The sequence below is a fragment of the Micromonospora sp. WMMA1996 genome (assembly GCF_002573675.1).
Taxonomy (GTDB): domain Bacteria; phylum Actinomycetota; class Actinomycetes; order Mycobacteriales; family Micromonosporaceae; genus Micromonospora; species Micromonospora sediminicola.
On the sequence record NZ_PDHU01000003.1, the window covers coordinates 288,363 to 310,165 of the forward strand.

A 21,803-nucleotide genomic window follows, 5' to 3' on the forward strand; every position below is an offset into this window, starting at 1 on the left:
GCCGGTTCTGTCCCGACGGGATGCCATCATCGGCTCGTGTCGCTGTGGGACGTCGTCGGGCGCATCGGAATACCGCTGATCGTCGTCGGCGGCGCCGTAGCCGCGGTGTTCGTCGCCGCATCCGAGCCACCCGACAGGTTCTCCCGGCCGCACGGCTGGCAGTGGGCGTGGGTCGGGCTGTGGCTCATGACCGCCGGTGACGCGGCGTTCGGCGACGACAGGTCGTCGTTCGAGCGGGGTTGGAAGGGCGCCACCGCGCTTCTCGTCGCGGTGGCCGTCGCCGTCGCCGTGCGGCGCCACCGCCGGTGGCGGAAGCATGTCCGGCCCACGGACGACCCACCACTGCCGGCTCCCTAGCGTCGCCGGCGGGACCTAGTGTGTCGTCGTGCCTGGATCCGCCGAATCCGCTGACCGACGCGTTCCGGTGCCTGCGCGGCGTCGACGCGTCTGGCTGTTGTCGGCCGTCGCGGTCGTCGGCTCCTGTGTCGGCGTGCTCAGGCTGACGGGCCCGGCGGAAACCCCCGCCCAACGATACGTGTCCCAGGTCGACGTGCGCGGATACGAGCGGGTCCACCACTACCTCGACCCCGGCTCGGCCCCCGCCGACGAACGCGCCGCGGTCGCGATCTTCGTCGGGCCTCCCGACCACGACATCCTTGCCCGCGTGTCCGGGCCAGGGCTCGTCCTCAGCGCCGCGCCGAGCAACCCCGACTCCACCGATGTCGCGGTCGTGGCTCGCGGTCAGTGGCACGGGTGTTTCGTGCACGTCGACCGCTGGACGACGAGTGATCCAACCCTGTCGTACTACCCGCTGAACGCCGAGCAGGTGACGGCGTTTCGGGCGGGACGCCTGTCGGTGCTGGACATAGCCGTCGGATGCGGCAGTGGGTGAGCGCCCGGCGGAGTTGCCGGCCCACCTCGGGGGCCACAGCCTGGTCGCCTGGTCAAGATGGGCGGCGGAAGCCCACAGGGTCGTTGGACGGCCTGGTGTCGGGCAGCCCGCTGGGCGGGGAATTCGACCATTGGCACACGATCATGCCGACTCATCGGGCCGATCCATGCTGGGGTCCTCCTCGTCGGGTGACGATACGATCACCTGGTCCCAGGCGTTGACGATGGCCGCGGCCTGCCGCTCGTTGCAGGCCAGGCCACTGAGCAGGACGTTGTTCTGATAGTCGAGGATCTCGAAGCGCCATCGATCGAGTTCGGGCCGACGTTCGAGCGTTGCCCAGAAGTGGCCGGAAAGATCGCTGGGGAACGCCTCGTCCGCCACGCCACCGCTCCTCTGCCTCAGCTACAGCCCTGTCGAAGATCTCCGCCGGAGGCATCGGTTGGGGTCACCGTCAGCATGACTGAAAAGGGAAAGCGGCTGGTGGGGCGGGCGGGGTTCGAACCCGCGACCGAGGGATTATGAGTCCCCTGCTCTAACCGGCTGAGCTACCGCCCCGTCACCGCGCCGGATCGTAACCCGCCGATCGATCTCCGGGCACCACCGCCCCGACGACGCCGCCGCGACGCCCACGATGGGCAACGCGAGAATAACAGCGCGCAGCGACACGTCGGCTCAGCGCCGCAACTCCTCCAGCACCGCCCCGGCGGTACGCCAACCGCTGGCCAGTGCGCCCTGGATGGACGGGCTGTCCCGGTGGTCGCCGGCCACGTAGAGCCCGTCGCCGAGCGCGACCGGTTTGCGCAGTCGGCCCTGCGGCGGCGGGGCGGCCGGCAGCGCGTCGGGCACCGCGACGGTGGTGAGGTGGGTCCAGTCCGCGGTGGAGCGGCCGTAGAGGCGTTCCAGCTCGGTCCGGATCACCCGCTCGGGCGGGGGCTGCGGGCCGACCACCGACGTGGCGACCAGGTGCTGGTTGGCCGGTGCGTAGGTGGGTGCGGCGTTGCTGAGCACCACCGTGTTGGCGATCATCTCCCGCCGGTCGCCGTCGAGCAGCAGGATCGGCTCGTCCAGCGGCGGCGTGTCGGCGCGGTGGTAGTAGGTGGTGTACGCGTGCATGCGTACCCGACTGATCGTGGGCAGCAGCGTGGCCGCCGCCGGCGGGTCGGCGGCGACCACGACGGCGCGGCAGGTGATCTGACCGGCCTCGGTGCGGACCCGGCCGGGCGCGACAGCGGTGACCCGGGTACGCAGCGCGATCAGCTCGGCGGGCAGCGGGGCGGCGACGGCGTGGGGCAGCGCGCCCATCCCGCGCGCGGGCAGCCCGAGCCGGCCGCGGGCGAAGGACCGCAGGATGACCGCGAAGACGTGGCTGGAGGTGGCCAGCTCGCGGTCGAGCAGGACGCCGGAGAGGAACGGCCGGAGCAGTTCCTCGATGATCGCGTCGGAGAGGCCGGCCCGGCGCAGCGCCGTCTCGGTGCTGGTCTCGGGCGCGGTGAGCAGCCGCCCGACCGGGAGGCCGGCGCAGCCGGCGGCGAGCGCGGCCAGGCGTAGCCGGTCGCGCAGCGAGCCGACGCCGGCGGTGAGCGCGCCGGGCGCGCCGGTCGGCTCGCGCAGCGGGTTGACCAGTCGTTCCAGCCGGTCGCCGCGGCGTACCAGCACCCCGGAGGTGAACCAGCCCAGGTTGAGCGTGTCCAGGTCGACGAGGCCGCCGAGCCGGGGGTAGGCGGTGTTGAGCACCTGGAATCCCCGGTCCAGCAGGAAGCCGTCGACCTCGTCGGTGGCGACCCGCCCGCCGAGCCGGTCGGCGCTCTCCAGCAGCCGCCAGGGCACGCCGGCGCGCTGCAGCCGGCGGGCGGCGGCGAGACCGGCCAGGCCGCCGCCGACGATCACCACGTCGGTGTCAGGCACGGTCCACCCCCGCCCCGGCCCGGTCGCCCTCGCGGTGCGAGCGGGACAATCGGCTCGGCCACCAGACCTTCGGCCCGATGTCGTACGCGAGCGCGGGCACCAGCAGCGAGCGGACCACGATGGTGTCCAGCAGCACCCCGACGGCGACCGCCACGCCCAGCTCGACCAGCACCACCAGCGGGAGGACGGCGAGCGCGGAGAACGTGGCGGCGAGCACGATGCCGGCGGAGGTGATGACGCCGCCGGTGACCGCGAGGCCGGCCAGCACGCCGGCCCGGGTGCCGCGCCGGACCGACTCCTCGCGGACCCGGCTCATCAGGAAGATGTTGTAGTCGATGCCGAGCGCGACCAGGAAGACGAACGCGAACAGCGGGAACGACTGGTCCACGCCGGGGAAGTCGAAGACGTACCGGAAGAGCAGGGCGCAGAGGCCGAGCGTGGCCAGGAACGACAGCACCACGGTGGCGATCAGCAGCACCGGGGCGACCAGGGCGCGCAGCAGCAGCGCCAGGATGACCGCGATGACGAGCAGCACCACCGGGATGATCACGTTACGGTCGCGGACGGAGGCGTCGGCGGTGTCCACGTTGATCGCGGTGAAGCCGCCGACCACGGCGTCCGCGCCGGGCACCGCGTGGACCGCCTCGCGCAGGTCGCGGATGGTCTGTTCGGCGCCGTTGCTGTCCGGCGGGTCGGCGAGCGTGACGTTGAGCTGCACCCGACCGTCGACGACCTTCGGGGGGGCGTTCGGGTCGGGCGGCGCGTTCTCGCCGCGCTGGCCGAGCGGCGCCACCGAGGCGACGCCCTCGACGCCCTGCGCCACCTGGGCGACCCGCTGGGCGGCGGCCTGCGCGGTGAAGACGGTGGCCGGGCTGCCGGTGCCGGCCGGGAAGTGCCTGTCGATCACCTCCTGGCCGGCCACCGAGTCGGTGCGCTGGGTGAACAGCTGGGACTGGCCGAGCGTGGTGGCGCCGAGCTGGGTCACCCCGATCGCGAGGGCGGCCAGCACCACGGCGGTGACGACCCAGACGGTACGCGCGCGGCGCGCCACGAAGCCGGCGATCCGTCCCCAGATGCCGTGCTCGGTGCGGGGGTCCGCGTCGTCGTGCCGGGGTCGCCGGGGCCAGAACGCCCACCGCCCGCCGAGCACCAGCAGGGCGGGCAGGAACGTGAGCATGACGAGCAGTGTCGCGGCGATGCCGACGGCGCTGACCGGGCCGAGCGCCCGGTTGGAGTTCAGGCTGGACAGCAGCAGGCAGAGCAGGCTGACGATGACGGTGGCGCCGGAGGCGATGATGGCCGGGGCGGCGCCCTTCCAGGCGGCCTTCATGGCGTCCCAGGGGCGCTCGTGCCGGTGCAGTTCCTCGCGGTAACGGGCGATCAGCAGCAGCGCGTAGTCGGTGCCGGCGCCGAAGACGAGCACGGTGAGGATGCCCTGCGCCTGCCCGTTGAGCTTGACCACGTCGTTGTCCGCCAGGACGTAGACGACGACGGCGGCCAGCGAGTACGACATCCCCGCGGCCAGCAACGGAAAGATCCAGAGCACCGGGCTGCGGTAGACGATCAGCAGGATGATCAGCACCACGACCAGGGTGACGAGCAGCAGCGGCCCGTCGATCGCGCTGAACACCTCGATCAGGTCGCCGAGCAGGCCGGCCGGGCCGGCCACGTCGACGGTGAGCCCGTTCCGGTCCGGGCCGGCGATGTTCCGCAGCTCGTCGACGACGGTGCGGATCTGTTCGCCCTCGGCGCTGTCGATCGGGACGATCACCTGGGCGGCCTGCTTGTCCTGGCTGACGATCGGCGGCGGCAGCGGACCGATGACGCCCGGCACCTGGGCGAAGCGCGCCGCGTCGGCCTGGATCCGCTGCTGGTCGGCGGGGGTGATGCCGCCGGTGCGCTCGTAGACCACCAGCGCGGGGGTGCTCTCCCGGTCGACGAAGCCGGCGGCCAGGTCCTGCGCCCGGGTGGCCTCGGCGTCGGCGGGGAGGAAGGAGGCGTTGTCGTTGGTGGCGACCTCGCCGAGCTTCCCGGAGTAGGGGCCGGCGATGCCACCGACCACCAGCCAGCCGAGCACCACCGCCACCGCGACCAGCGTCGCGGTCCAGCGGCTGCGTCCTGCGGCCATCTCCACCACCCTTGAATCGACGCAACAATCGACGCAGCGGGAGTCTAGGTCGACATCGACCATCCTGCCGGCCGACGTGTCGCGCGCGGGCGGAAATCGGGCGGCTACCCGGGCCCGGAAACGGAGAACGCCCGCCGGCGTGGGCCGACGGGCGTGACGTGGAGCGAAGCTCCCCCGATTGGACTCGAACCAATAACCTGCCGGTTAACAGCCGGCTGCTCTGCCAATTGAGCTACAGGGGACCGAACACCGTCCGGCCCGGATCTCTCCGCGCCGTGCGACGGGGACAAGAGTACAGGACATCCGCCGGTAGTGCGCCAGGGGGTTACCGGACCCGGCCGGACCGGTGGACCGAGGGCGGTTTACGGGACAAATCGCCATCTCGGCACAGGGAGGTATGAGCGCGGAGCAGGATGGGTAGTTAAGGCACCGACAGAGGATGTAGGCGCGAGTGGGTCGCTTCCGCCGGGTACCGGCGGGGATCGGCAGAGCGTCAGGTACGAAAGGAGCCGCCATGCGCGGAAAGATCATGTTCCTTGGCGGGCTGGCTGCGGGCTTCGTCCTGGGCGCCCGTGCCGGCCGGGAGAAGTACGAGGAGCTGGTGGTCCGCGGGCGCAAGGTGCTCGACCACCCGACCGTCCAGGAGGCGGCCGGCGTCGCGCAGGCCCAGGCCACCCGGCTCTACTCGGAGGGCAAGGACAAGCTGGGACAGACCAAGATCGCCGAGAAGCTCGCCACCGGCAACGGTGGCAAGCAGGGGCTCTCCGAGGCCGACAAGCCGTTCGCCGGCACGCCGGCCGCCGTCGGCAGCCGGAGCAGCGCCAACGGCACGGGCTCGACCAGCGCCACCGGGTCGACCACGACCGGCACGAGCACCAAGCCGTCCAGCACCGGCAACACGCTCTGACGCACGCGGACAGCGGGCCGGCCACCTTCGGGTGACCGGCCCGCTCCCGTGTGCCCGGACGCCACCTCCCCACGCGTCACGCCGCCGTGACGCGGGTGTGGCACATTCTCCGTGGGGAGGTGATCACATGCCGATGGTCGGACCGGAGACGGCGGACCAGGCGCGCCTGCTGCGCCTGCTGCGCGACGACGGCCCGCGGTCACGGGTCGAGCTGGTCGACGTCCTGGGGCTGCCCCGGGCACGGTTCGCCGCCGAGGTCGACCGGCTGACCGAGCTGGGCCTGGTGGAGACGGCCGGACCGGCCGCGTCCCGCGGTGGCCGCCGCTCGTCGCTGCTGCGGGTCGGCGCGCAGGTGCGCTTCGGCGCGGTGCTCGTCGGCGACGGCCGACTGCGGGTCGCGCTCACCGACGGCGAGCTGAACCTGCTGGCCCGGCACGACGAGCCGGTCGACGTCCGGGTCGGTCCCGAGGTGGTGGTCGGCCGGGCGGTCGAGCTGCTCGGCAAGCTGCGGGCCGAGGCCGGGCTGGCCCGGCTGACCGGGGTCGGGGTCGCGCTGCCCGCGCCGGTCGCCGTCCGCGACGGCACCCCCGTCTCCCCACCGGCCCTGCCGGGCTGGCACCGCTTCCCGGTACGCGACACGCTCGCCGCCGAACTGGGCTGCCCGGTGCACGTCGACAACGACGCCAACGCGATGGCTCTGGGCGAGCGGCACGCCGGCACCGGCCGACCGTTCGACGACTTCCTCTACGTCAAGCTCGGCGACGCCGTCGGCTGCGGGCTGGTGCTCGGCGGGACGCTCTACCGGGGCGCGGCCAGCGGGGCCGGCGACATCGGGCACCTCCAGCTCACCGAGGACGGACCGCTCTGCGGGTGCGGCAACACCGGTTGCGTCGAGGCGTACTGCGGGGACGCCGCCCTGGTGCGCGAGGCGGTGACGGCCGTGCGGGCGGGGCGCTCGACGGCGCTGGCGGACCGGCTCGCGGAGGCCGGCACGCTGACGGTGTCCGACGTGGCCGCGGCGGCGACCGAGGGCGACGCGGCGGCGCAGACGCTGGTCCGCGATGCCGCCCGTCGCCTCGGGCAGGTGCTGGTCGGGCTGGTGAGCTTCGTCAACCCGGCCATCGTGATCATCGGAGGGACGCCGCCCGGCATCGGACCGGTCCTGCTGGCCGAGATCCGGGGCGTGGTCTACCGGCGCTCCACCCCGCTGGCCACCGGCAGCATGCCGATCGTCCTGTCCGACCTGGACGACCGGGCCGCCCTGATCGGCGCGGCCCGCCTGGTCAGCGACCAGGCCTTCGCCGCCCGCTGACCCCCTCTCTCCGCCGCCGATCTTGCAGTTACGGCCCCCGAGATGTCGGATGAACCCGTTTTCGGAGGGCCGCAACTGCAAGATCGCGGAGAGCCCGGAGGCGAGGGAGGGAGGAGGTTAGTCGCGGGTGCTGCTGAAGGCGGCGTCGAAGGCGGCGGAGGGGGCGTCGAAGGCGAGGCGGCGGACGAACTGGAGCGCCTCCGGCGCGCCGACCAGGCGGTCCATGCCGGCGTCCTCCCACTCGACCGAGATCGGGCCGTCGTAGCCGATCGCGTTCAACGCCCGGAAGCAGTCCTCCCACGGCACGTCGCCGTGCCCGGTGGAGACGAAGTCCCAGCCGCGCCGCAGGTCGGCCCAGGGCAGGTGGGAGGAGAGCCGGCCGCGCCGGCCGTCCCCGGTGCGGACCTTCGCGTCCTTGCAGTCCACGTGGTAGATCCGGTCGGCGAAGTCGAAGATGAAGTTCACCGGGTCCAGCTCCTGCCAGACGAAGTGCGACGGGTCCCAGTTCAGGCCGAACGCCGGCCGGTGGCCGATCGCCTCCAGCGTGCGCTTGGTGGTCCAGTAGTCGTAGGCGATCTCGCTGGGGTGCACCTCGTGCGCGAACCGCACCCCCACCTCGTCGAAGACGTCCAGGATCGGGTTCCACCGGTCGGCGAAGTCCTGGTAGCCGCGCTCGATCATGGCCGGCGGCACCGGCGGGAACATGGCCAGGGTGTGCCAGATCGACGAGCCGGTGAAGCCCACGACGGTCCGTACGCCGAGCTTCGCCGCCGCCCGCGCGGTGTCCTTCATCTCCTCGGCGGCCCGGCGGCGTACGCCCTCCGGCTCGCCGTCGCCCCAGATCCGGGCCGGCAGGATGTCCTGGTGCCGCTCGTCGATCGGGTGGTCGCAGACGGCCTGCCCGACCAGGTGGTTGGAGATGGTGAAGACCTGGAGGTTGTGCTTGGCCAGCGTGGCCCGCTTGCGCTCGACGTACGAGTCGTCGGCGAGCGCCTTGTCGACCTCGAAGTGGTCGCCCCAGCAGGCGATCTCCAGGCCGTCGTAGCCCCACTCGGAGGCGAGTCGGCAGACCTCGTCGAACGGAAGATCGGCCCACTGGCCGGTGAAGAGCGTGATGGGTCGCGCCATTGTCCTTCTCCCCTGTCGTGATGGGGGATTCCGTTGCGGACCGGGGCGAGGGGTGACCGGGGACGGCGACGACTCGGCACCGGTGGACGCGCTGGGCGTCTGCGCCCGGAGGGTTGCGCCTCCCGCCGGGCCACCGGCCACCTCACGGTCGCCGTCCCCACTCTATGGCCTACCTCACGGCAGGGTCCAGCGTTGGTTGGCGGCGCCGGTGCAGGTCCACAGGTGCACCGGCGTGCTGTCGGCCGAGTTGTTGCCGGACACGTCCAGGCACTTGCCCGACTGCGGGTTGCGCACTGTCCCGTCGGCCTGCGCCGACCAGTTCTGCGCGCCCGTGCCGTTGCACGTCCACAACTGGATCTTCGTGCCGTCGGCGCTGCCGCCACCGGAGACGTCCAGGCACTTGCCGAGCGCCTTCACCGGACCGTTCGGCGTCACCGTCCACGACTGCGCCGCCGAGGAGTTGCACGTGTAGAGCTGGATCTGCGTGCCGTCCGCGGTGGCCGCGCCCGCACGTCCAGGCACTTGCCGGCCAGGCCCTTCACCGGGCCGACGCCGCCGGTGCCGGTCGAGCGGACCAGCGTGAAGTCGTCGACGTCGAACAGCCCGGACCCGCTGCCGGTGAACGTCAGGTAGACCGTCTGCGTGCCCGACGGCACCCCGCTCAACGCCGTGGAGACGTCGGCGAAGGTGGTCCAGCCGCCGGTGTTCGGCACCGCCACCTGGCCGAGCACCGGGCCGGTGGGCGAGCCGGTGCGCACTGCGATGGTGCCGCCCGGACCGCCGGAGACCACGCGGGCCCGCAGCGATGTCACCCCGGTCAGGTCCACCCCCTGGTACGCGGCCCAGTCGCCCGGGTCGACGTACCCGAGGGTCTGCCCGCCGTTGGCGCCGGCCTTGGTGAACGCGCTGACGCCGCTGGCCGCGCTGAACGACTCGGCCTGCACGGTGGTGCTGCCGGTGGGCGGCGGGGTACCGCCCAGCTCCTTGATCCGGATGTTGCGGAACGACACGTCGTCACCGGTGCCGTGGTTCTGGATGCCGACGTGCCCGGCGAGCGACCGGACCGGGTCGGTGTTGGTGAAGTCGTTGATCCGGACGCCGTTGAGGAAGACCTGGAGGCGCTCGCCCTCGACCAGGATCTCGTAGGTGTTCCACTCCCCCGCCGGGTTGAGCGCCGCGTCCCGGGCCGCCAGGTCGGCGGACTTGAACCCGTAGATCGCGCCGGTGGTCCGGTCGGCCGCGTCGGTGGGGTCGATCTGCACCTCGTAGCCGTTGTTCACCGCCGAGTTCGGGTCGCTCGACGGCGGGAAGCCGACGAAGACCCCGGAGTTGTCGTCGCCGGCCAGCCGCCAGTCCAGCTTGAGCGAGTAGTTGGTGAACTGCTTCGCGCTGTACCAGTAGAGCCCCATGCCGCCGACCGAGGTGAGCGTGGCGTCGGTGTTGGTGAAGCTGCCCGGCCCGGCCTGGGACCAGCCGGTGGTGCCGCCGTTGTAGAGCGCGGTGTAGCCGGTCTCCGGCCGGCAGTCGGCCTTCGTGCGCCCGGCGGCGTAGCGGATGCCGCCGAGCAGGTGGGCCCGGAACGCCGGCTCGGCGTAGGACGCCTGGGTGTGCCCGCCGCCGGTGTAGAAGGACCGGCCGCCGCTGTAGGGCTTGCACCAGGCGTGCGGGTGGTCCCCGCCCATCGAGCCACCGGAGTACGAGGACTCGTCGAGGCTGGCCAGCACGTGCGCGGTGGACCGCGCGTTGGTGCGGTAGTCGTACCACTCGTCGGTGCGGTTCCACAGCTGCGGCAGGTGCGCGGTGGCGGCGTGCGCCCGGTCCTCCACCCTGACGGTGGCCGGCTGGATCGCCGGGTGGGACGCGAACCAGGCGCCGACCAGGTTGCCGTAGAACGGCCAGTCGTACTCGGTGTCGGCGGCGGAGTGCACGCCGACGTATCCGCCGCCGCCGGAGATGTACGCCTCGAACGCGGCCTGCTGGGTCGCGTTGAGCACATCCCCGGTGGTGTTGAGGAAGATCACCGCCTCGAAGCGGGCCAGGTTGGCGGTGGTGAACTGGGCGGCGTCCTCGGTCGCGGTGACGGTGAAGTTGTTCGCCGCGCCGAGGTCGCGGACGGTCTGTGTGCCGACCGCGATGGAGTCGTGCCGGAAGCCGGCGGTCTTGGAGAAGACCAGCACGTCGTAGGGGGCGTCGGCGGCGCTCGCCGGGGTGGCGGGGGCGGTGCAGGCGATGGTGGCGAGCACGGCGGTCACCGCCCCCAGCGCGGTGCGGAGGAGTCTCATCGGCGTTCTCCTTCCATTCCTCAGGGTAGGGTCCAGCGCTGGTTGGCGGCAGCGGTGCAGGTCCACAGGTGCACCGGCGTGCTGTCGGCCGAGTTGTTGCCGGACACGTCCAGGCACTTGCCCGACTGCGGGTTGCGCACCGTCCCGTCGGCCTGCGCCGACCAGTTCTGCGCGCCCGTGCCGTTGCACGTCCACAACTGGATCTTCGTGCCGTCGGCGCTGCCGCCACCGGAGACGTCCAGGCACTTGCCGTACGCCTTGACCGTCGAGTTCGGCGTCACGGTCCACGACTGCGCGGCCGTGCCGTTGCAGGTGTAGAGCTGGATCTGGGTGCCGTCGGCGGTGGCGGCGTTACGGACGTCGAGGCACTTGCCGGCCAGGCCCGTCACCGGGCCGGTGCGGACGGCCGAGGTGGCGAACGTGAACGCGTCCAGGTCGTAGAGCGCCCCGGCGCCGCCGGCGAACGTCAGGTAGAGCGTGGTGGTGCCGGCCGGCGGTTGGTGATGGTGCCGGTCACCGTGGTGAACGAGTCCCAGGCGCCGGTGACCGGGACGGTGGCCGAGCCGAGCACGGTGCCGGTGGCCGATCCGGCGCGCACCTGGAGCGTGCCGCCGACACCGGCCGAGGAGACCCGGGCGGTGAACCCGGTGGCGTCCGCGAGCTGGTACGGCTGGAACGCGATCCAGTCGCCGTTGTGGATGTCGCCGACGGTCTTGCCGCCCTCGGCGGTGCCCTTGTCGAACGTGTTGATCCCGGACGCGGTCTTGAAGTGCTCGGCCTGCCGGTGCCGGGGCTGGAGCGTGTGCTGGGTGTGGGTGGTGAGGCCGCCGGAGTCGGTGTACTCGGCGTCGAAGATGGCGAAGATGTTCGCCGCGTCGTCGTGCTCGCCGTCGACCGGGATGGCGATCGAGCCGGTGCAGCCGGTCGCCGAGGTGATCTGGTGGCCGTGCTGGTCGTGGCCGAGCACGTAGGTCATCTTGACCTTGGTGCAGTCGATGGTGGCGTCCTCCGGGTCGGTGACGGTGATCCGGAACGGCACCGTGTCGCCGAAGGAGAAGAGCTTGCCGTTACCGGGCGTCTCGATGACCACCGTCGGCGCGGTGTTGCCCACGGTGATCGTCACGCTGGCGGTGCCGGTGGCGCCCTGCGGGTCGCGGACGGTGAGCGTGGCGGTGTAGCGCCCGTTCGCGGTGTAGGTGTGTGACGGGTTGGCCGCGGTCGAGGTGCCGCCGTCACCGAACGTCCAGGCGTACGTCAGCGCGCCGCCCTCCGGGTCGGACGAGCCGGCCGAGGAGAACGCGACGGCCAACGGGGCGGCGCCGGAGGTCCTGTCGGCGGCGGCCCGGGCCACCGGGGCGCGGTTGGCCCCGCCGAGGTAGTCGAAGCGGTACAGCGCCGAGTTGGCGTCGCCGTTGAAGTAGCCGGTGCCGTAGTCGAGCACGTAGTAGGAGCCGTCCGGGCCGAACGCGGAGTCCATCACCTGCTTGCCGGTCCACGGAAACGCGTCGATGGTGCCGGGTGAGCCGTCGGCGTTGAGGTGGATCGGCTTGATCCAGCCCCGGCCGAACTCGGTGGCGAAGAACTGCCCGTCGAAGGACTGCGGGAACTTGGTGGTGGACGGGTTGGCCGCGTCGTACCGGTAGACCGGGCCGCCCATCGGCGACTCGGAGCCGCCGCCGAACTCGCTGGGGCTGCCGGCGTCGCCGCCGTATCGGATCCACGCCGGCTTCGCGGCCGGCAGCGTGGTGAGGCCGGTGTTGCGGAACGAGTTGTTCGTCGGGCCGCCGGTACAGGTGAACTTCGCGCCGGCCGTGCCCGTGGCGAAGTCCCACTCGGCGTACGTCTCGGTCGCCGTGTTGGTGCCGGTGCAGTACGGCCAGCCGTAGTTGCCCGGGCCGGTGACCCGGTCGAACTCGACCTGCCCGGACGGGCCGCGCGCCGAGGTGGTGCCGGCGTCCGGCCCGTAGTCGCCGACGTAGACGATGCCGGTGGCCTTGTCGACGCTCATCCGGAACGGGTTGCGGAAGCCCATCGCGTAGATCTCCGGGCGGGTCTTCGCGGTGCCGGGCGCGAAGAGGTTGCCGCTCGGGATCGAGTAGGTGCCGTTGGCGTTCACCTTGATCCGCAGGATCTTGCCGCGCAGGTCGTTGGTGTTGCCGGCGCTGCGCTGCGCGTCGTACCCGGGGTTGCGGTTGGTGCGCTCGTCGATCGGGGCGTAGCCGGCGGAGTCGAACGGGTTGGTGTCGTCGCCGGTGGACAGGTAGAGGTTGCCGGCGGCGTCGAAGTCGATGTCGCCGCCGACGTGGCAGCACAGCCCTCGGTCGGCCGGCACGTCGAGCACGTCGACCTTGCTGGCCTGGTTGAGCGTGAAGTCGGCGTTGAGCGTGAACCGGGAGAGCCGGTTGACGCCCTGCCAGGCGGAGAAGTCGGTGCCGGTGGCCGGCGCGTCCCCGGCCGGGGTGGACAGCGGCGGCGCGTAGTAGAGGTAGATGTGCCGGTTGGTGGTGAAGCCGGGGTCGACGCCGACGCCCTGCAACCCCTCCTCGTCGTGGGTGTACACGGGCAGGGTGCCGATGACCGTGGTGGCGCCGGCCGCGTCGGTGCGGCGCAGCGTGCCGTTGCGGGCGGTGTGCAGCACCGACCGGTCGGGCAGCACCGCGAGGGACATCGGCTCGCCGGTCTCGGCGACGCCGCGGGCGAGTTCGACCTGCTGGAAGTCGCTCGCCGAGATGGGGTGGGCGGAGGCCGGGACGGGCGCCGCGGCCAGGGTGACCGCGCCGGCGGCCGCCGCGAGCAGCAGCGCCGATCCGGCGGCGAGTCGTCGTCGGGCTGGGGGGTGGTGGGGGTGGCTGGACATGCTGTGCTGTCCCTTCCTGACGCGCGCAGCCAGGACCGGGCGCGCGTCGCGCCGGATGCCGGGTGGGGGATGCTGCGCCGGCCCGTCGGGTGCGGTTACGGCGGGCCGTGACCTCCGACGGGGCCGGTGGTCACCTCGACGAGGCGGGGCGGTGCGGGCGTTCACCTCGACGAAACAGCTCTGTGCTGCGCACGACATTAAGGGCTTTCGATTGGCCTGTCCATAGCTTCTGCTGGTTCCGGAAACACTTTTGTCGGAACGCGTCAAAAGTTGGCGTCACTGGCGTCGGTCCACGGCCCGGTACGCGAGCGTGGTCAGGGCCCGCCGCGCCGGCTCGTCCAGCGGCAACCCGTCCAGCGCGGCCAGCGCCTCGTCCGCCCGGACCCGGATCATCCGCTCCACCGCGTCGCGCGCCCCGCACGCCTCGACGACGGCCCGCACCTCGGCAGCCCCGGCCCGACCCAGGCCCGGGTCGCCGACCAGCTTCCGCAGCCGGGCCGCGCCGGCCGGGTCGGCCGTCGCCCGGGCCAGCGCCATCAGCACGGTGGGCTTGCCCTCCCGCAGGTCGTCCAGGTCGGACTTGCCGGTCACCGCCGGGTCACCGAAGACGCCGAGCAGGTCGTCGCGGAGCTGGAACGCGTCGCCGAGCGGATCGCCGAAGCCGGCCAGCGCGGCCACCTCCCCCGGGCCCGCCCCGGCCAGCGCGGCGCCGACCTGCACCGGCCGGGTGACGGTGTAGCGGGCCGTCTTCAGCCGCACCACCGCCAGCGCGCTCGCCACCGAGCCGTCCCCGGCCGCCGCGGTCACGTCCAGGTACTCCCCCGCGATCACCTCGGTCCGCATCCGGGACAGCAGGGCGTGACCCCGACGCAGCCGCTCGGCCGGCAGCCCGCAGCCGTGGAACATCTGGGCCGACCAGGTCGCGCAGAGGTCACCGCAGAGCAGCGCGGCCTGCCGGCCGTACGCCGCCGGGTCGCCCCGCCACCCGGAGCGGGCGTGCAGATCGGCGAAGTGCCGGTGCACCGTCGGCTCGCCCCGGCGGCGGTCGCTGCGGTCCAGGATGTCGTCGTGGATCAGCGCGAACGCGTGGAACAGCTCCAGCGCCGCCGCGGCGACCACGATCGGCCGGCCGTCCGGGCCGCCGAAGCCCCGCCAGCCCCAGTAGCAGAACAACGGCCGCAGCCGCTTGCCCCCGGCCAGCACGAACCGGCGTATCTCGGCGTGGACGGCCCCCGTCCCGTCGTCCGGCCGACCCGGCCCACGCGCGTCCAGGAACGCGGCGAGCGCGGCGTCGAAGCGACCCCGCAGCAGGGCCGGGTCGGTCGGTACGACGGTGACGGTCATGGCGCCTCCCGGGCCAGTCCGGCGAGCTGGAGCAGCAACGCCTTGACGTCGGTCGCCGCGACCCGGGCCCGGGTCGCGGCCGGGTCGGAGCAGAGCAGCACCGGACCGTCCGCCGGGTCGGCGGGCAGCCGGCCGTGCGAGCCGCGCACCGCCCGCGCCCCGGCGTCCAGCCCCACCACGCTCATCAGGTAGCGCAGGCCGAGCTTCTTGCGGGCCAGCGCCACCGCCGCCCGCCGTTTCGCCGCACCCGGGGCGGCCGGGTCGAAGAACAGCTCGGCCGGGTCGTAGCCGGGCTTGCGGTGGATCTCGACCAGCCGGGCGAAGTCGGGCGCCCGGGCGTCGTCCAGCCAGTAGTAGTAGGTGAACCAGGCATCCGGCTCGGCCACCAGCACCAGCTCGCCGGAGCGGGGGTGGTCCAGCCCGTGGCCGGCCTGCCCGGCGGCGTCCAGCACCTCGGCGACGCCCGGCAGCGCGGCGCAGCGCTTCGCCACCGCCGGCACGTCCGCCGGGTCCCGCACGTAGACGTGCGCCACCTGGTGGTCGGCCACCGCGAACGCCCGCGACGTCCACGGGTCCAGGTATTCCATCCCGGCCTGGGTGTACACCCGCAGCAGGCCCTCGGACCGCAGCATCCGGTTGACGTCCACCGGGCGGGAGACGTCGGTGATGCCGTACTCGGAGAGCGCGACGATCGTCGCGTCCCGCTCCCGGGCCGCGTCCAGCAGCGGGCCGAGCACCGCGTCCAGCTCGGCCGCCGAGGCGGCGGCCCGGGGGTCGGAGGGCCCGAACCGTTGCAGGTCGTAGTCGAGGTGCGGCAGGTAGACCAGGGTCAGGTCGGGGGCGTGGTCGGCCATGATGCGCTGCGCCGCCCGGCTGATCCAGGCCGACGACGGCAGCCCGGCGCCCGGCCCCCAGTAGGTAAACAGCGGAAACGTGCCGAGCGCGTCGGTCAGCGTGTCCCGCAGCTCGGGCGGGTCGGTCCAGCAGTCCGGCTCCTTGCGTCCGTCGGCGTGGTAGACCGGGCGCGGCGTGACCGTCCAGTCCACGTCGGCGCCCATCGCGTACCACCAGCAGACGTTGGCGACGCGGTAGCCCGGCTCCACCCGGCGGGCCGCCTGCCACACCTTCTCACCGCCGACCAGCGCGTGGTGCTGCCGCCAGAGCAGCACCTCGCCGAGGTCGCGGAAGTACCAGCCGTTGCCCACCACGCCGTGCCCGGCGGGCAGCTCCCCGGTGAGGAACGTGGCCTGCGCCGAGCAGGTCACCGCCGGCAGCACGGTGCCCAGCTCGGCGGTGAACCCGGCCTCGGCCACCGCGCGCAGCCGGGGCATGTGGGCCAGCAGCCGGGGCGTCAGCCCGACCACGTCGAGCACCACCAGCCGGCGGCTCATGAGGGAACCCCGGCCGCCGTGGACAGCCCGATCGCGACCAGTTCGTCGCGGGCGAAGGCCAGCTCGGCGGCGATGCCGGCGGCCAGCTCCGCGTCGCCGCGCGGCCGCCGCGCCTGCGGCAGCACGCCCCAGGTGTACGTCTCCACGTCGAGGTGGTCGCAGCCGGCGGCCGGGCCGGCGAGGAGCGCGGAGAGGGCGGACCGCAGCACCGGCACGGTGGAGCGCAACGGCGGCTCGGGTGGGGCGTGCAGCGGCACGTGGTAGTGCACCCGCCACGACCCGGGCAGCCGCGCGTCGAGCGCCGCGTCGAGGTCGTCGGCGGCCCACGCCGGGTCGGCCGGGTCGGTGGCGCCGGCGCAGCCCGCCGCCCGGGTCTGGTGCAGGAACCTCGGCTCGACGAAGCGGCGCAGCGCGTCGGTGGAACCGGCCGGGTCGGCCGCCTCGACGGCGGCGGAGACCTGCACCTTGACCACCGGCAGCCCGGCGTCGCGCAGCCGGGCCAGCGCGTCGACCGGCTCCTCCCAGGCGCACGCGAGGTGCGCCAGGTCCAGACAGATCCCGAGCCGGTCGGTATCCATGGCTGACAATACCGCGCGTGCCTGTCCCGTGGACTCCACCAGACAGCCCGGTTCCGGTTCGAAGCCGACCCGGACCACCCGGCCGGTGTCCCGCTGCACGGTGGCCAGCCCGGCGGCGAGCGCGTCCAGCCGGCGGCGGGCGGTGTCCGCCCGCCCCGCGTCCCACGGGGTGCGCCACGCCAGCGGCAGCGTCGAGACGGAGCCCCGGGCCGCGTCGTCGGGCAGCAGGTCGGCCAGCACCCGGGCCAGGTCCAGGGTGTACGCCAGCCGCTGCGACGTGGTCCAGTCCGGGTGGTAGACCGCGCCCTTGACCACCGGGGCCTGGAACGCCGCGTACGGGAAGCCGTTGAGCGTGACCACCTCCAGCCCGCGTACGGTCAGCTCGTGGCGCAGCCGACGGCGGGCCGCCGGGTCGGCGGCGAGCGCGGCGGCCACCGGCGCGGCCAGCCAGAGCCCCAGCCCGAGCAGGTCGGCGTCGAGCGCCCGGCGCACCGCCACCGCGTACGTGTCGAGCTGGGCGAGGACGCCCGGCAGGTCCTCGGCGGGGTGGACGTTCGTGCAGTAGCCGAGATGGACGGTGGTGCCGTCCGGGTGCCGCAGCCGCATCACTCGCCCCCGCGCAGGATCGAGTTGCCGGCGAAGGTGGGCGCCGGGGCGTCCAGGTCGGCGAGGTCGAGCCGCCCGGACTGGCCGTAGAACTCCACCGGGTTGCGCCACAGCACCCGGTCCACGTCGTCGTCGTCGAACCCGGCGGCCAGCATCGCCTCCCCGGTGGCCCGGGTGAGCAGCGGGTCGGAGCGCCCCCAGTCGGCGGCCGAGTTGACCAGCATCCGCTCGGTGCCGTACGCGCGCAGCAACTCGACCATCCGGGGCGGCGACATCTTGGTCTCCGGGTAGATGGAGAAACCCAGCCAGCAGCCGGTGTCCCGGACCAGCTTCACGGTGACCTCGTTGAGGTGGTCGATCAGCACCCGCCCGGGCTCGATGCCCGACTCGGCGACCACGGCGAGGGTGCGCTCGACGCCGCGCGCCTTGTCCCGGTGCGGGGTGTGCACCAGCGCGGGCAGGTCGTGCCCGACGGCCAGCGCGAGCTGCCCGGCCAGCGCGGCGTCCTCGGCCGGGGTCATCGCGTCGTAGCCGATCTCGCCGACCGCGACCACGCCGTCCTTGTCCAGGTAGCGCGGCAGCACGTCGAGCACCGGGCGGCAGCGCGGGTCGTTGGCCTCCTTCGGGTTGAGCGCCACGGTGGCGTGGTGCCGGACGCCGAACTGCCCGGCCCGGAACGGTTCCCAGCCGATCAGCGAGTCGAAGTAGTCGACGAAGCTGTCCACGCTGGTGCGCGGTTGACCCAGCCAGAACGCCGGCTCGACCACCGCGCGCACGCCGGCGGCGGCCATCCGCTCGTAGTCGTCGGTGGTCCGCGACGTCATGTGGATGTGCGGGTCGAAGATGCGCATGTCACGCCTCCGTGGTGGTGATGGTCAGTCGGTGCAGCAGCTCGGTCGCGTCGGCGGGCATGGTCCGGCCGGCGGCGTGCCGCTCGGCGGCGAACGCGGCCAGCATCTGGGCCAGCTCGGCGTCGGCCCGGCCGGTCAGGTCGTCGACCACGGCCAGCGGCACCCCGGCGAACACGCACTTGAGCACCGCCTGCCGCCAGGCCGGCTGCTCCAGGTGCCGGGCGTAGGGGCCGAGCGCGGCGGCGACCAGCCGGGTGTCGTTGGTGCGGATCGCGTCGTGCAGCAGCGGCACGCACTCCGCCCCGATCGGCAGCAGCGGCAGCGCGCGCAGCACGGCCCGCCGCTCGGCCGCGTCGCCGTGCCGGTAGAGCGCCTCGGCCGCGCCGGCGTGGCCGTCGGGCAGCGCGGTGAGCAGCAGCGCCCGGGCCGCCTCGTCGACGGTCCAGCCGGGCGGGTCGGGCACCGGCCCACGCCCGCACCGCCGGGCGGCGGCGGCGAAGAAACGCGGGATCGTGGCGGGTTCGGTCGCGACGCGGCGCAGCGCCGCGTCCAGCCACTGCGGATCGGGTACGCCCCGCAGCGCGGCGCGCAGTCGGTCGGGTGTCATGCCGTCTCCCCTCTGCCGGGTGCTGGAAGGTGGTCGGTCACCGCCCCTCGCCGCGCCGGGCGGCGGCGCGCAGGAAGTCCAGCGAGCGGGCGGCGACGGTCGGGGCGGCGTGCGAGTGCCGGGGCAGCTCCACGGCCACCAGGCCGGGGTAGCCGGCGTCGGTCAGGGCGCGCAGCACCGGCGGGAAGTCGATCTCCCCGGCACCGAACTCCAGGTGCTCGTGCACGCCCCGGCGCATGTCGTCGATCTGCACGTTGACCAGGTGGTCGGCGACAGCCGTCACGCACTCGGGCACCGGCCGCGGCTCCAGGCAGCGACAGTGTCCGATGTCGAGGGTGATACCGAAGCCGGGCGGCGCGCCGAGCGCGTCGCGCAGCCACCACCAGTCGGCGATGTCCGCCACCAGCATGCCCGGCTCCGGTTCGAAGCCCAGCGGCACGCCGACCGCCTCCGCCTCGGCGCAGACGGTGGCGCAGCCGGCGACCAGGCGGTCCCGGGCGACGGGCGGCGGCACCCGCGGCGGGCGTACGCCGGCCCAGAAGGAGACCGCCTCGGCACCCAGGTCCGCGCCGACCCGGACCGCCCGGCGCAGGAACTCCAGCCGGCGGGCGGGGTCGTCGTGCAGCAGCGTCGGGGCGTGCTTGTGCCAGGGGTCGAGCAGGTAGCGGGCCCCGGTCTCGACCACCACGGCCAACCCCAGGGCGTCGAGCCGGCGGCGCACGGCGGCCACCCGGCGGGCCAGCCCGGGGGCGAACGGGTCCAGGTGGTCGTGGTCCAGGGTGAGCGCGACGCCCTCGTACCCGAGGTCGGCCAGGACCGCGAACGCGTCACCGAGGCGGTGGTTGGCGAAGCCGTTGGTGCCGTACCCGAAGCGCAGCCGGCTTGGCCCGGACGGAGTCGCGGCGGTCATGTCGGGGAGACGAGTCGGGCCAGGCGGCGACCGAGTGGGGCGGCCCCGGCGACGGCGAGGCCGAGCAGCCGCGCGCCGGCCCGGGCGGTCAGCGCGCCCTGCAACGCGGGCAGCCCGGTGATGCCGGCGCCGACGGCGGCCCGCACCCGCGCCGGCGCCGGGTCGGCGAGCACCCGGGCCTGCGCCCGGCCGTACCGGGCCGCGTAGCCGGCGGCGAGCACGGCCGGCACCAGCGCACCAAGCTGAAGGAAGGGCCCCCTTTTAACGCCTCCGGTAGAGGAGGGGGCCCCGCTTAACACGGGCGGCCGGCCCGGGGCGGCGACCGCGATGAGCGCGGTGCCGGCCATCGTGAGGCCCGGCAACCGCCGGTCCGGCATCCCGGTCACCTCGCGGCGGGACAGCGCGGTGACGGTCCAGGTGTGCGCGGCGACGGTCAGCGCGGCCGGCAACGCCCGCGCGGCACGGCCACCCGTCGCGCCGAGCAGCACGTCCAGGCCCCGACAGGCGGCCATCACCGCCGGACCGGCGGCGGTGTCCTTGGCCCGCAGGTCGTACCCCCAGATGGTGGCCGCGAGCGGGAACGCGACGGCCGCCGCCCGGCGGCCCCCGGCGGCGGTGGCGACGGCGAGGCCGGCGGCGGTGAGGCCGGCCGCGACGCCCAATGCGACGGCCGGGCGGACCCGGCCGGACGGGATCGGCCGCTCCGGACGCTCGACCGCGTCCAGCCGCCGGTCCGCCCAGTCGTTGGCGGCCATCCCGGCCCAGTAGAGCAGCACCGACGCGCCGGCCAGCGCCGGCGTACGCCGGTCGAGCGCACCGGCCGCCGCGCCGCCGGCCACCACGTCCCCGGGCACCGAGAGCGCGGCCGGCGCCCGGACCAGCTCGACCAGGTCGGCCAGCCGGGTCACCGGGTCACCCCGGCGTGCAGACCGGCGACGAAGTCGCACAGCACCGCCCACTGCTCACCGAGCGCGTGCCCGGTGTCGCCGAGCGGGTCCTTGAAGAAGAACGCCAGCTCGGCCAGCGCGCCCCGGCGGCCGGCGGCGTGCGCGGCGGCGGTGAGCCGGGCCAGGTCGAGCACCAGCGGAGCGGCCAACGCGGAGTCGCAGCCGTGCCAGGTGAACTCCATCCGCATCCCGGTGCCGAGGAAGCCGGCGAACGTGACCAGGTCCCAGGCCGTCTTGAAGTCGCCCAGTTCCTCGACGTAGTCGATCCGGGTGCTGCCCTGCGGCAGGTAGCCGAGCGTCTCGGCGAGGACCCGTTGCTTGCTGCCCACCTTGGCCGCGTTGGCGGCGGGCTCGGCCAACGTGGCGCCGTCACCGCCGCCGAGCAGGTTCGTCCCGGACCAGGAACGCACGGCCAGGTGCCGCATCGCGAACATCGGCGCCAGCACCGACTTGAGCAGCGTCTCGCCGGTCTTGCCGTCGTGCCCGGCGTACGGCAGTCCGCGCTCGTCGGCCAGCGCCACCAGGGCCGGCAGCCGGGCGCCGGTGGACGGGGTGAAGTCGACGTACGGGCAGCCGGCGGTGAACGCCGCGTACGCGTAGCGGGAGCTGGCCGGCAGCACGTCGACCGGACCGGCCAGCGCGGCGCGCAGCGCGGCCGGGTCGTGGTGGGCCGGGTGCGGGGCGGGCGCCGGCTCGGTGGCGGCGACGTTGACCACCACCACCCGCTCCAGCTCGTGGCGGCGGCGGAAGTCGGTGAGGTCGCGGACCACGGCGGCGATCCGGTCGCCCGGGCCACCGTCGGTCGGCGCGGGGCGCAGCGCCGCCTCCACGGCGGCCAGCTCCGGCGCCACGGCGTCGGCCAGCCGGGCGGGCAGCACCCCGGCGGCGGCGAGCGCCTCGGCGCGTTTGGTGAGCGGGGTGGCGACCACGTCGTGGCCGCCGAAGACGAGGTCGGTGAAGCCCGGCAGCGCGGGTCCGCGCAGCGCGGGAAGTTCGGTGACGCAGCCGGTCGGCGCGGTCAGCCCGGCCCGCAGGGCGAGCGCCCCGACCACGCTGGTGGTCGCGACCGAGCCACGTGCTCCGACCAGCCAGACACCTGTACGCATCGCGCTACCTCCCCAGGTCGGTGCCGGTCCACCGGTGCGGCCGGGGAATCCC

General features: G+C 73.9%; 16 protein-coding genes, 2 tRNA genes and 2 pseudogenes. 4 read left to right on the forward strand and 16 right to left on the reverse strand.

Annotated features, from left to right (window positions below):
- Positions 1 to 36: 36 nt before the first annotated feature.
- Together COO58_RS20990 and COO58_RS20995 are read left to right on the forward strand one after the other, a co-directional pair.
- The gene (locus COO58_RS20990; protein WP_098746870.1) at positions 37 to 357 is read left to right on the forward strand and encodes a hypothetical protein; all 321 of its coding nucleotides are present in this window, start codon (positions 37 to 39) and stop codon (positions 355 to 357) included.
- A gap of 28 nt (positions 358 to 385) precedes the next feature.
- Positions 386 to 892 carry a hypothetical protein gene (locus COO58_RS20995; RefSeq protein ID WP_141561939.1) on the forward strand — a complete coding sequence of 169 codons (507 nt, stop codon included), beginning with the start codon at positions 386 to 388 and terminating at the stop codon, positions 890 to 892.
- A gap of 141 nt (positions 893 to 1,033) precedes the next feature.
- Here COO58_RS20995 and COO58_RS21000 read toward each other — a convergent pair whose 3' ends face one another.
- From COO58_RS21000 to COO58_RS21020, 5 genes are all read right to left on the reverse strand, one after another.
- The gene (locus tag COO58_RS21000) at positions 1,034 to 1,273 is read right to left on the reverse strand and encodes a hypothetical protein (protein WP_098746873.1); all 240 of its coding nucleotides are present in this window, start codon (positions 1,271 to 1,273) and stop codon (positions 1,034 to 1,036) included.
- A 97-nt stretch (positions 1,274 to 1,370) separates the two neighbouring features.
- A tRNA-Ile gene (locus COO58_RS21005) sits at positions 1,371 to 1,447 on the reverse strand.
- Positions 1,448 to 1,564: 117 nt separating this feature from the next.
- Positions 1,565 to 2,797: an FAD-dependent oxidoreductase gene (locus tag COO58_RS21010; RefSeq protein ID WP_098746875.1), complete on the reverse strand. Its 1,233-nt coding sequence runs from the start codon at positions 2,795 to 2,797 to the stop codon at positions 1,565 to 1,567.
- Positions 2,790 to 4,925 (reverse strand): MMPL family transporter, encoded by a 2,136-nt coding sequence (locus tag COO58_RS21015; RefSeq protein WP_098747346.1) that lies wholly within the window; start codon positions 4,923 to 4,925, stop codon positions 2,790 to 2,792. Before COO58_RS21015 ends, COO58_RS21010 begins: the two co-directional genes overlap by 8 nt.
- A gap of 169 nt (positions 4,926 to 5,094) precedes the next feature.
- Positions 5,095 to 5,167 (reverse strand) — tRNA-Asn (locus COO58_RS21020).
- A gap of 272 nt (positions 5,168 to 5,439) precedes the next feature.
- Between COO58_RS21020 and COO58_RS21025 the strand changes: the two genes are divergently transcribed.
- Both COO58_RS21025 and COO58_RS21030 read left to right on the forward strand, forming a co-directional pair.
- A complete protein-coding gene (locus COO58_RS21025) occupies positions 5,440 to 5,832 on the forward strand; it encodes a hypothetical protein (RefSeq protein ID WP_091572321.1) in 393 nt (130 codons plus the stop codon).
- A gap of 127 nt (positions 5,833 to 5,959) precedes the next feature.
- On the forward strand, positions 5,960 to 7,144 hold the full coding sequence (locus tag COO58_RS21030; protein WP_098746876.1) for an ROK family transcriptional regulator: 1,185 nt from the start codon (positions 5,960 to 5,962) through the stop codon (positions 7,142 to 7,144).
- A 117-nt stretch (positions 7,145 to 7,261) separates the two neighbouring features.
- On the opposite strand, the gene COO58_RS21035 is transcribed toward COO58_RS21030, so the two are convergent.
- The 11 genes and pseudogenes from COO58_RS21035 to COO58_RS21085 all read right to left on the reverse strand — a co-directional run bounded on the left by COO58_RS21035 (position 7,262) and on the right by COO58_RS21085 (position 21,751).
- The gene (locus COO58_RS21035) at positions 7,262 to 8,272 is read right to left on the reverse strand and encodes a sugar phosphate isomerase/epimerase (RefSeq protein WP_098746878.1); all 1,011 of its coding nucleotides are present in this window, start codon (positions 8,270 to 8,272) and stop codon (positions 7,262 to 7,264) included.
- A 174-nt stretch (positions 8,273 to 8,446) separates the two neighbouring features.
- Positions 8,447 to 10,554, reverse strand: a pseudogene (locus COO58_RS21040) (ThuA domain-containing protein).
- A gap of 20 nt (positions 10,555 to 10,574) precedes the next feature.
- Positions 10,575 to 13,411 (reverse strand): annotated as a pseudogene (locus COO58_RS21045) (RICIN domain-containing protein).
- Between the two features lie 276 nt (positions 13,412 to 13,687).
- Positions 13,688 to 14,755, reverse strand: coding sequence for a polyprenyl synthetase family protein (locus tag COO58_RS21050; protein ID WP_098746880.1), 1,068 nt, complete (start codon positions 14,753 to 14,755; stop codon positions 13,688 to 13,690).
- Positions 14,752 to 16,146, reverse strand: a complete 1,395-nt coding sequence (locus COO58_RS21055; RefSeq protein ID WP_098746882.1) for a nucleotide pyrophosphatase/phosphodiesterase family protein — start codon at positions 16,144 to 16,146, stop codon at positions 14,752 to 14,754. Before COO58_RS21055 ends, COO58_RS21050 begins: the two co-directional genes overlap by 4 nt.
- Entirely contained in the window at positions 16,143 to 17,330 is a 1,188-nt protein-coding gene (eboE, locus tag COO58_RS21060; protein WP_098746884.1) for a metabolite traffic protein EboE, read from the reverse strand. The genes COO58_RS21055 and eboE overlap by 4 nt, the downstream gene beginning before the upstream one ends.
- A complete protein-coding gene (locus COO58_RS21065) occupies positions 17,330 to 18,181 on the reverse strand; it encodes a TatD family hydrolase (RefSeq protein ID WP_098746886.1) in 852 nt (283 codons plus the stop codon). The genes eboE and COO58_RS21065 overlap by 1 nt, the downstream gene beginning before the upstream one ends.
- A 1-nt stretch (position 18,182) precedes the next feature.
- Positions 18,183 to 18,788 (reverse strand): EboA domain-containing protein, encoded by a 606-nt coding sequence (locus tag COO58_RS21070; RefSeq protein WP_098746888.1) that lies wholly within the window; start codon positions 18,786 to 18,788, stop codon positions 18,183 to 18,185.
- 37 nt (positions 18,789 to 18,825) lie between these two features.
- A complete protein-coding gene (locus tag COO58_RS21075; RefSeq protein ID WP_098746890.1) occupies positions 18,826 to 19,698 on the reverse strand; it encodes a sugar phosphate isomerase/epimerase in 873 nt (290 codons plus the stop codon).
- On the reverse strand, positions 19,695 to 20,606 hold the full coding sequence (locus COO58_RS21080; RefSeq protein ID WP_098746892.1) for an SCO3242 family prenyltransferase: 912 nt from the start codon (positions 20,604 to 20,606) through the stop codon (positions 19,695 to 19,697). The genes COO58_RS21075 and COO58_RS21080 overlap by 4 nt, the downstream gene beginning before the upstream one ends.
- Positions 20,603 to 21,751, reverse strand: a complete 1,149-nt coding sequence (locus COO58_RS21085; RefSeq protein WP_098746894.1) for an inositol-3-phosphate synthase — start codon at positions 21,749 to 21,751, stop codon at positions 20,603 to 20,605. Before COO58_RS21085 ends, COO58_RS21080 begins: the two co-directional genes overlap by 4 nt.
- Positions 21,752 to 21,803 lie beyond the last annotated feature (52 nt).